Origin of the sequence: Anaerococcus jeddahensis (assembly GCF_001182725.1) — a bacterium.
GTDB classification, from domain to species: Bacteria; Bacillota; Clostridia; order Tissierellales; family Peptoniphilaceae; genus Anaerococcus; species Anaerococcus jeddahensis.
This window is the reverse complement of sequence record NZ_CWHU01000005.1, coordinates 1,079,182-1,090,226: the sequence shown is the minus strand read 5'-3', so window position 1 is coordinate 1,090,226 and position 11,045 is coordinate 1,079,182. Positions and strand designations below refer to the sequence as shown.

8 protein-coding genes are annotated in these 11,045 nt (G+C 29.0%); 5 read left to right on the top strand and 3 right to left on the bottom strand.

Features of this window, described 5'->3' with window-relative positions:
• Positions 1 to 45 precede the first annotated feature (45 nt).
• Positions 46 to 885 carry an aldo/keto reductase gene (locus BN2087_RS08325; RefSeq protein WP_049691310.1) on the top strand — a complete coding sequence of 280 codons (840 nt, stop codon included), beginning with the start codon at positions 46 to 48 and terminating at the stop codon, positions 883 to 885.
• Positions 886 to 954: 69 nt separating this feature from the next.
• Here the strand turns inward: BN2087_RS08325 and pdxS are convergent, their stop codons facing one another.
• Positions 955 to 1,806, bottom strand: coding sequence for a pyridoxal 5'-phosphate synthase lyase subunit PdxS (gene pdxS, locus BN2087_RS08320; RefSeq protein ID WP_049691309.1), 852 nt, complete (start codon positions 1,804 to 1,806; stop codon positions 955 to 957).
• 90 nt (positions 1,807 to 1,896) lie between these two features.
• On the opposite strand from pdxS, the gene pdxR reads away from it, so the two are divergent.
• The 4 genes from pdxR (at position 1,897) to BN2087_RS08300 (ending at position 8,591) form a co-directional block, all read left to right on the top strand.
• Complete coding sequence (gene pdxR, locus BN2087_RS08315) at positions 1,897 to 3,282, top strand: MocR-like pyridoxine biosynthesis transcription factor PdxR (RefSeq protein WP_049691308.1); 1,386 nt, start codon at positions 1,897 to 1,899, stop codon at positions 3,280 to 3,282.
• A 348-nt stretch (positions 3,283 to 3,630) separates the two neighbouring features.
• Positions 3,631 to 4,224: a TetR/AcrR family transcriptional regulator gene (locus tag BN2087_RS08310; protein WP_049691307.1), complete on the top strand. Its 594-nt coding sequence runs from the start codon at positions 3,631 to 3,633 to the stop codon at positions 4,222 to 4,224.
• A complete protein-coding gene (locus tag BN2087_RS08305; protein WP_049691306.1) occupies positions 4,221 to 6,275 on the top strand; it encodes an efflux RND transporter permease subunit in 2,055 nt (684 codons plus the stop codon). Before BN2087_RS08310 ends, BN2087_RS08305 begins: the two co-directional genes overlap by 4 nt.
• Before the next feature lie 9 nt (positions 6,276 to 6,284).
• Positions 6,285 to 8,591: a coiled-coil domain-containing protein gene (locus tag BN2087_RS08300; RefSeq protein ID WP_049691305.1), complete on the top strand. Its 2,307-nt coding sequence runs from the start codon at positions 6,285 to 6,287 to the stop codon at positions 8,589 to 8,591.
• Positions 8,592 to 8,788: 197 nt separating this feature from the next.
• On the opposite strand, the gene gltA is transcribed toward BN2087_RS08300, so the two are convergent.
• Positions 8,789 to 10,180, bottom strand: a complete 1,392-nt coding sequence (gene gltA / locus BN2087_RS08295) for an NADPH-dependent glutamate synthase (RefSeq protein ID WP_049691304.1) — start codon at positions 10,178 to 10,180, stop codon at positions 8,789 to 8,791.
• On the bottom strand, positions 10,167 to 11,009 hold the full coding sequence (locus BN2087_RS08290) for a sulfide/dihydroorotate dehydrogenase-like FAD/NAD-binding protein (protein WP_049691303.1): 843 nt from the start codon (positions 11,007 to 11,009) through the stop codon (positions 10,167 to 10,169). The genes gltA and BN2087_RS08290 overlap by 14 nt, the downstream gene beginning before the upstream one ends.
• Positions 11,010 to 11,045 lie beyond the last annotated feature (36 nt).

Sequence of the window (11,045 nt, the reverse complement as noted above, 5' to 3'; positions counted from 1 at the left end):
ATTATATCATATATTTAAGGGTAAGATTTAAAATAGGAGGATGACATGAAATATTATAAATTAAATGATGGAAATAAAATACCAGCATTAGGTTTTGGAACTTATAAAATTACCGACAGAGATGACATGGCAAATGCAATTGAAGCATTTTTTGAAAATTCTTACGAATATTTAGATACAGCAAAAATTTATAATAATGAAGATATAATAGGAGCTGAGCTTAAAAATTCAAATATAAAAAGAAGTGAATATCAAATAGCTACAAAAGTTTGGCCAAGTGATTTTGGATCTGATAAAACAAAAAAATCATTGGACCAGTCTTTAGAAAAATTACAAACAGATTATTTGGATGTGGTTTTACTTCATTGGTTTGGAAAAGATTTTGATAAATCATGGAAAGTTTTTGAAGATTACAAAAGACAAGGAATTGTAAAAACAATAGGAGTTTCAAATTTTGAGCTATCTCAATTACAAAAACTTTTAGAAATTGGAGAAAAACCTGCAATTGATCAATTAGAATCAAGTCCACATTTTCAAAATGACGAAACAGTAAGATTTTTAAAAGAAAATAATATAATCCACCAAGCCTGGTCACCAATTGCTAGAGGAAGAAGTGAATTATTGGAAGAATTTGTGATAAAAAAACTTTCAAATAAATATAATAAGACCCCAGCTCAAATAGTTTTGCGTTGGCATATAGAAAGAGGATCAATGCCAATTCCAAAATCAACAAATCCAAAAAGAATAAAAGAAAATATAGAAATATTTGATTTTTCACTTGATGATGAAGATATGAAAGCAATAAAATCAATTGATCTTAAAAAAAGATATTCATCAGACCCAGAAGATGAAAAATGGTTAGAAGATTTACTTGAAAAAATGTAAAAAATATAAAAAAATTCTGCAAATTAATGCAGAATTTTTTTAATATGGGGCATATTGTTTGATTTTTTCTTATCTATTTTCAAAAATTTCTTTTATTTCGTCTTCATTTATTCCAACCATCGCTTCGCCAAGATCTTTTGAAACTTCTAAAATAATTTCAGGCTTATCAAAATTTTCTACGGATTTTACTATAGCCTTTGCTCTTTTTTCTGGATTTCCAGATTTAAAGATTCCACTTCCAACAAAAACACCATAAGCGCCAAGTTGCATCATTAAAGCTGCATCGGCAGGAGTTGCAACTCCACCAGCAGAAAGATTTGCAACAGGAAGTTTTTTATTATCCCTTACATATTTTAAAAGATTTACATCAACTGCTAAATCTTTTGCATATGTAAAAATTTCATCATCAGTTAAAACAGAAATTCTTTGAATTTCTCTGTTTATTTCTCTCATATGTCTTACAGCTTGAACAACATTTCCTGTTCCTGCTTCACCCTTTGTTCTAATCATTGAAGCTCCTTCAGAAATTCTTCTTAAAGCTTCAGAAATATTTCTTGCTCCACAAACAAATGGAGTCTTAAATTTCTTTTTATCAATGTGGTTGTAATCATCAGCTACAGTTAAAACTTCAGATTCATCAATATAATCAATTCCCAAGGCTTCAAGAATTTGTGCTTCAACAAAATGTCCAATTCTAACTTTAGCCATTACAGGAATTTTAACAGCATTCATTATCTCTTCAATCATTTTTGGATCGCTCATTCTAGAAACGCCACCAGCAGCTCTAATATCTGCAGGAACTCTTTCAAGAGCCATAACAGCACTTGCACCAGAAGCTTCTGCAATTTTTGCTTGCTCAACATTCATAACGTCCATAATAACCTTTTTTTCAAATTTAGCATTTATATCTTTTTCAGTCATTTTTTATCTCCTTAATATTTATCTTGATTCTATTATATGATAAACTGTAACTAATAAAAGTAACAAAAAATAAAAAAATGAGGGGTACAGATGTATTTGAATTTGCCAAGAAATAAAAAATATCTTTACGAAAAAATTTACCAAATAATTAAAAATAAAATAATAAAAGGAGAAATAAAAGAAGATGAAAAGCTTCCATCCATTAGAAATTTATCAAAAGATATCAATGTTTCAATTAATACAATAAAAAAAGTTTACTATAAACTTGAGGAAGAAGGCTATATTTATGTAAAAGATAAGAGTGGATTTTATTGTAAAAAAATTGATGATTTAATTATTTTGGATAAAAAAGAATTAAATATAAAGAAGATTGAAGATGAGAAAATCAAATATGATTTTTCAATCAGTGGTGTTGATTATGAAAATTTCCCCTATAAAATCATGCAAAAATATATGAAAGACGCTATTGATAAAAAAGATTTGAAGATTTTAGACAAGGGATCTTATAAGGGTTATCCGCCTTTAAGAGAGGCTATAAAAAGATATTTAAAAAATTCAAGAAATATTGAAACAAACGCTAGAAATATAATTATTTCATCATCAACTGAGCATTTATTTTCTATGATAAAAACACTTCTCACAGACCAAACACTTTTTGCCTTTGAAAACCCAGGCTACGCCTTTGGAAATAAATTTTACACCTATGATTTAAAAAATCCAATCCCACTTGACCTTGATGATCAGGGAGTAAAAATTGATAAGTTATCAGACTTAAATGCCTTGTGTTTATTTGTGACCCCTTTCAATCAATTTCCGACGGGTACAGTTATGTCGATTCAAAGGAGAATAGAAATTTTAAATTGGGCTTCACTTTCAAAGGATAGGTACATTATTGAAGATGATTATGACAGCGAATTTAAATTTAAGGGATATCCAACAGAAAGCTTAAAAGCAATGGATAAAAATTCTGATGTTATTTATTTTGGATCTTTTTCAAAATTAATAGCTCCATCAATGAAAATTTCTTATATGGTTTTGCCGGATGATTTGCTTAAAAAATATGAAAATAATTTTAAAGACCTTTCAAATACAGTTTCAAATTTCTTGCAAAAAGCTCTAGCATCTTTTATTGAAAGCGGAGAATTTGAAAAACACATTAATAGGATGAAAAATATTTATTATAAAAAATTTGAGCATATTTTAAAAAAATTAGAAGAAATAGAAGAAATTTCTTTTCTTTCAAAATCAAATTCCCTCAATTTATTAATAAAAGTTGAGGATTCGGTGGATATAAAAAAATTTACAAAGATTTTAAATGAAAATTGTGTAAGATTGGTAAATATTAATAAGTTTACTTATAACAAATTTGAAAAAGAAAACTATTTTATTATGGGCTATGCAAATCTAAGTTTAGATGAAATATCTTCTGGTTTTGATATTATAAAATATGCAATAAAAAATTCAAAAATAAATTAAAATCTCTCTTAGCAGATATTTCAGAGCGTAGACAAACCCTCAAGCACGAATATCGGACTTCAAAAATTGTTGATTTCTAAATTCCAAAATTCTAAAAACGCAAACTCGCTAACGCTCAAACAGTGCGTTTTTTGACAAATTTTAAAATTTGAAATCAAATCAATTTTTTCCGTATGATATTCTTAGCATGAGGATTTGTATACTTTGTAAACAGTCAGAAATCTCTCTTCGTAGAGATTTTTTTTAAAAATTTTTTAAAAAAATAGTTGAACATTGTTCAGAAAGTTGTATTATATATTTGTAGCAATAAATGAACGATGTTCATTATAAGAGTTAAGGAGTAGATATATGAGTGATCAAATAAATAAAAAAGAAAAAATCATGCAAGCAGCTTTAAAAATTTTTGAAAAAAAAGGATCTGAAAAAACTTCAGTCAGAGATATTATGACAGAAGCAAATTTGGGTCTTGGAACTTTCTATTTGTATTATTCAGATAAAAATGATTTGAAAGAAAAAATGGTTTTAAATCTGGCAACAGATATTATTTTAAGTGCTGAAAAAACTTGTACTCAAGAAGATCCTATTGAAAGATATATTTCTTTTGTAGATTTCATTATTGATTATTTGATCTCTCATCCTTTTGAGCTTGATCTTTTGAGTAAAAATATTACTTGGACTCTTTATACGAAAATTGAAAATGATTATGGCTTAAGCGAGGCAGATTCAACTTTGAAATTTATTTTAAATAAATACGAAAATTTATTTTTAACAAGCCATACTGAGTCTGAAAAATTATATATTTTATCACTTACTCTTGAGATTATGATGTCTACTTGTAAAAGTGCTGTTTTGGAAGATTCAATTCTAACGATTGATGAAATGAAACCAGTTTTATTTGCTATTATTAGAAAAATTTTTAATAGAATAGGAGAGAATAAATGAAAAAAATAAGCAAGTTTATTTCACATCATCCTAGACTTGTATTACTAATAATGACTTTATTATTAATACCTTCTTGGTTTGCTTATAAAAATACTGGTGTAAATTATGATATTTTGTCATACTTGCCAGCTGACTTAGAATCAACCCAAGGTCAAGAAATTCTTGATAAAGATTTTAAAAATGCTGCAACAGGCATGCTTCTTTTAAAAGGTGATGATTATGATGCTGATAAACTTAAAAATGAAATTTTAAAAGTTGATGGGGTAGAAGATGTTATTTCAAAAACTTCAATTCTTGGAAGTAGTGTTCCAAATGAATTTTTGCCAGATGAAATAAGGGATGTTTTTTATTCAAAAGATTGCACCTTGTTAATGGTAAAATTTAGCGAAAGTTCTTCATCTTTTAGGACAATGAAGGCTATAGAAAATATAAAAAAAATCGAATCCAAAGAGAAATTTTTAAGTGGAATTAGTTCACTTGTTAAAGATACTAAAGACTTAATAGATCACGAAACACCAATTTATGTGGCTTTGGCGGTTGTTTTGGCCTTGGTTGTTTTATCTCTTACAAATGAATCAACTATTATTCCATTTTTGTTTATTTTAAACATTGGCTACGCAATTTTATATAATTTTGGTACAAATTTATTTTTGGGAGAAATTTCTTATATTACAAAGGCAATAGCTGCAGTTTTGCAACTTGCAGTTACAACAGACTATTCAATATTTTTGTATCACAGATATGTTGAAGAAAAGAGAATTAATAAAAATAAAAATGATGCAATGGATGTAGCAATCCAAAAAACTGTATCATCAATTTTTGCATCTTCACTTACAACTTTTGCAGGATTTATTGTATTAATCATAATGCGTTTAGGACTTGGAAAAGATATTGGTCTTGTCATGAGTAAGGGAGTTTTACTTGGACTTATGTCTACGATAGTTGTTTTGCCACCAATGATTTTGGTTGCAGAAAAATTAGTTGCAAGATTTAATCACAGGATATTTTTGCCATCCTTTGAAAAAACTTCACATTTTGTTTTAAACCATAAAAACGGATTATTTATCGCTTTTTTGATTTTATTTATTCCTGCAATCTATGGAGCAAGAAATACTGACTTATATTACAATTTGGACAGGTCCTTGCCACAAGATTTGGATTCTATAGTTGCATTAAATAAAATGAAAAAAGATTTTAATATGGCATCAACTCACTTTGTTGTAGTAGATGAAAATTTAAGCAAGAAAAATATAAATTCGCTTGTAGATGAATTAAAGGATGTTGATGGAGTTAATAGTGTTTTAAGTGCAAATTCTTTAACAGGTTTAACCATACCAGATTCAATTTTACCTGATAATTTAAAAGATAATTTTACTAAAAATGGCTACCAAATGATAATGATTAATTCAAAATATCAAACAGCATCTGATAAGGTAAACAAGCAAGTAGATAAAATAAATAAAATTGTAAAAAATCACGATAAAAAAGGATATCTAACAGGTGAAGCAGTTTTAACAAAAGATTTAACAGTTTTATCTGATAGAGATTTTAAAATGGTAAATATAGCTTCGATTATTATAGTTTTTATAATTATTGCTATTGTATTTAAGTCATTTGCCATTCCTGTGGTTTTAATTGCTGTAATTGAGCTTGCAATCCAAATAAATATGGGAATTCCATTTTATCTTGGCCAAACTATTCCATTTGTTACATCAATAATTATTGGAGTTGTTCAATTGGGATCAACCATAGATTATTCAATTTTAATGATGGATAGGTTTATTGCAGAATACAAAGAAGTAAATGATGTAGATCAAGCTTTAAAATTGACAGTAAAAGAAACATCAAAATCAATAGTTACTTCAGCCTTATCATTTATGGCAGCAACTGTTGGAGTTGGTTTGTACTCAAGAATGGAAATAGTATCAACAATTTGTATGCTTTTGGCAAGGGGTGCAATAATAAGTATGCTTGCTATAATCTTATTTTTGCCAACATTAATTAAAATTGCATTTCCATTTATAAGAAAAACTACAAAGGGATTAAATTAGGAGGAAGATATGAAAAATAAATTAATGAAAGGATTTTCATTAGTTCTTGCAAGTAGCTTGTTGATGACTAATGTTGCCTACGCACAAGAAGCAAATATTAGAAAAAACGAAACAATTTATGTTACAAAAGAAGCTGACAAAATTAAAGATAAAACTGGGTCAATTTGGATAAATTCTGACAACAATATTAAAATAAAAGATAAAACAAGTTTAAAGGATGTAAAAAATTTAAAAACTGATAAAAAAGTTGATCTTGAAAATGGATATATAAATTGGAATGAAGACAGCAAGGATATCTACTACCAAGGAAAAACAAAAGAAGATTTACCAGTTGATATCAATGTGAAATATATTTTGGATGGAAAGGAAATGACCTTTGATAAATTAAAGGGAAAATCTGGCCATTTAAAAATTGAAATAGAAGCAGTGAATAAAATAAAAACAAATGCAAAAATAAATGGCAAAGAAAAGGAAGTTTATTCACCATACCTTGCTCTTACAGAAATAAGTTTTGACTCAGCAAAGGTTAAAAATCTTACAACAGATGATGGAAAAATTGTAAAAGATGGAAAAAATCAAATAGTTGCAGGAATCCTTACTCCAGGTTTAAAAGAAAATTTCAAGGGTTTAATTGAAAACGACAAAATAGATTCTTTTAAAGATAAAATAGAAATGGAAATGGATGTAAAAGATTATGAGCCTACAGAAATTTATGCTCTAATAAGTAATGAATTTTTCCAAGATGAAACTAAGCTTTCTTCAATCGATGAATTAGAAAATGGAATAAATGAACTTGAAGATAATGCAGCAAAACTTGTGGATGGAGCAAATAAATTAGGAGAAGGAAGCAAAAAATTAAACGATGGAATTGGAAAATTAAATGAAGGAGCAGGACAATTATCCCAAGGATCAAGTAAAATTGTAAGCTCTTTTGACCAATTAGCAAATGGATTTTCAAGCTTACCAGGAAAGATTCAAACAGTAAATTCAGCAGTAAATCAATTAAATAATGGTGGATCAAAACTTTATTCTGGAGTAAACCAATATACAGGAGCAGTTTGCGAAATAAATAAGAATATGGCTTTATTAAACCAAGGAGCAGAGAGCTTAAAAAATGGTGCAAGTGAAATAGATTCATCACTTGAAAAACTAAATAAGGGAACAAGTTCATTAAGAAAAACTTTAACACAAAATTCAAATAATAATGATTTAGGAAAACTTACATCTTCAATGGGTGACTTATCAAATGGACTAGATCAATTATCAAAAGGAATAAGTCCACTTGCAGATAGCCTAAGTCAATTAAGTGGGGGACTTGCAAAAATTGATCAGTCATCAAAAAACTTAAATCAAGGAATAGAAAATCTTAATCAAAATGCTCAAAGCCTACCAAGTCTTGACTCTGATATAGAAAATTTAAATGCACAAATAAACTCAATTGATCAGGTCATAGGAAATTTACAAGCAAAAAATGAAGATGGTTCTATGTCAGGAGAAATTGAAAATTTAAATGCTATAAAACAAGGACTTATGTCTGAGGCTCAATCTCTTGGAGCAAAAAATCAAGGAAATGCTGCTATAAAAGCAGGCCTTGGAGAAATTTCAAAAGGTTCTGCTGATCTTTCAAATGCAATCGGACAAGAAAACAAGGGTCTTGGTCAAGTAAGCGAAAAATTAAACCAATCAAAAGAAAAAATCCAAACATCATCAACTAAGCTTTCAGAAGGAAGCAAACAAATATCTGATGGATTGTCAAAAGCTAATATCAAAAAATTAGAAGATTCAGTTGTAATGATTGATGAGGCAACAGGTAAAATTAAAGCCGGTTCTGAAAAATTGAAAGCTGGAGCTAATCAAAATCAAATAGGCGTAAATAAGCTTTCAAATGCCATAAATGAGCTTGATTCAAATTCTGAAGAACTAAGAAATGGTTCAGCAAGTCTTTCTAGCGGTTTAAAACAATTCCAAGAAAGATCAAAAGCTTTATCATCACTTCAAAATATAAACGAAACAGCCATAAATCCAATGGCAAATGGAATTAAACAATTAGACAGTGGAATAAATAAATTAAGTGATTCAACTGGAGAATTAAAAAATGGAAGTGATCAATACGAATCATCATTTGAAAAATTCCAAAAAGGATTAAGCGATTATAAAACAAAGGGAATAGATAAATTATCTGATAAATCAAAAGATATAACACAAGCTAAAGACATTCTTGATCAAATGTCAAAATTGGCAAAAGAAAATAATTCTATAACAGGAACAAGCGATAATTTTGAGACAAAATCAAGAATTATTGAAAAAATAAAATAAAATAATTGTAAATAATTTTTAGTATCAACCCAAACCTTAAAAAGAGGTATGGGTTGATATTTTTTATGTAAAATTTTTTATCAATTAATAAAAAAAAAAGCTTTTTTATATATTCTTATAAAAAAATCCGATACCACACATAATAATATAATTTGTGATATCGGATTTTCATTTTAAAATAAAAGTAAAAAATTTAATTATCTAGCCTTATTTTTTATATATTTGTCGATATTTTCAGCAGCTTTTTTACCAGCTCCCATTGCAAGAATTACTGTTGCAGCACCACTTACTGCATCTCCTCCTGCAAAGACTCCGTCTTTGCTTGTCATAGTAGAATCATCAATTATAATTCCACCCCAAGATTCTGTATTTATATCATCATTTGTTTGTTTGATTAATGGGTTTGGAGATTGACCAATTGAAACTATTACAGAATCAAAATCAACTTCTTCGTATTTTCCAGTAGGAACAGGACGTCTTCTTCCAGATTTGTCCTCTTCACCTAGTTCCATTATTTCAAGTTTAACTTTTTTAACCCAACCATTTTCTCCTTCAATTTCTACAGGATTGTGGAGGTTCATAAAATTAATTCCTTCTTCTTTTGCGTGGTGACTTTCTTCAGCTCTTGCTGGCATTTCTTCGAAACTTCTTCTATAAACAACAGTTACATCAGCGCCCATTCTTTTTGCACTTCTTGCCGCATCCATTGCCACGTTTCCACCGCCAACTACACAAACTTTTTTGCCTATATGAACTGGTGTTTCGTATTCTGGGAATTTATATGCTTTCATCAAATTCATTCTTGTTAAAAATTCATTTGCTGAATAAACTCCATTTAAATTTTCTCCTTCAATTCCCAAGAATTTTGGAAGACCTGCTCCGGTTGAAACATAAACAGCTTCAAAATCTTCTTCAAACAATTCATTTATTGTTTTTGTTCTTCCAATAATTGTATTTCTTTGAAGTTTAACTCCAAGACCAATTACATTTTTCAATTCTTTTTGAACCAAAGTTTTTGGCAACCTAAATTCTGGAATACCATACATCAAAACTCCACCAGCTGTGTGGAAAGCTTCAAACATTACAACTTTATAACCTAATTTCGCAAGGTCAGCTGCACAAGAAAGTCCAGAAGGACCAGAACCAACAACGGCAACTTTTTTATTTTGTCCAGTAACTTCAACAGGTTTTTTATAATCCTTATTCATGTTATAATCTGCAACAAATCTTTCAAGTCTACCGATTCCTACTGGCTCACCATTTTTTCCTCTTGTACAAACTCCTTCACATTGGTTTTCTTGTGGACAAACTCTACCACAAATTGCTGGAAGGTTATTTGTTGATGAAATTATTTCGTAAGCTTTTTCTAAATCACCTTCAACAACTTGGTGAATAAATTCTGGAATTCTTACAGAAACAGGACAGCCGTCAACGCATGGTTTATTTTTACATTGAACGCATCTTTGAGCTTCCTCTTGGGCCATTTTTAAATCATAACCAAGAGCTACTTCGTCAAAATTTTTGTTTCTAACATTTGGATCTTGTTCAGGCATGCTTACCTTTTCTTTACTCATATTAAATTTTGCCATTTCTCATATCTCCTGTTAGTCTACAAATGTGTTCTCTTTCTTCTTGTTGGTAATTTCTTCCTCTGTTCATGGCTTCATCAAAATCAACTTCAAAAGCATCAAAATCTGGTCCATCAACACAGGCAAATTTCATTTCGCCTCCAACAGTAATTCTACAACAACCACACATACCAGTTCCATCAACCATAATTGAGTTTAAAGAAACTATAGTAGGAATGTCATATTCTTTTGTTACAAGGGCAGTATTTTTCATCATAATCATTGGACCTATTGCCAAAACAAGATCATATTTTTTTCCATTTTCAATATTTTCTTTTAAAACTTCAGTAACAAAACCTTGTTTACCGTAAGATCCATCGTCAGTTGTAATGTATAAATTGTCTGAAGATTCTTTTAATTCGTCTTCAAGAATTACTATGTCTTTATTTTTAAAGCCCATGATTACATCTGTATGAGCTCCAATTTTATGTAAATATTTTGCTTGAGGATATGCAATAGCTGTTCCCAAACCTCCACCAATTACACAAACATTTTTTCCCTTGTATTGATCAAGTTCAGTTGGTTTTCCCAAAGGACCAACAAAATCCAAAAATCCGTCGCCTGCTTTTAATTCATTCATTCTTATAGTAGTTCCACCAACTATTTGAACTATTATCGTTACGTTTTCATCATCAGTTTCAGAAATTGTAAAAGGAACCCTTTCACCTTTCTCATCTATTCTTAAAATTATAAATTGACCAGGCTTAGCTCTTTTTGCAATATCTGGTGAATTTACAACAAATTTAATGGTTGAATCATTAAGATTTGTTTTTTCAATTATTCTTGCCATATATCCTCCTATTTATATCTTCATTAATATTTTAAC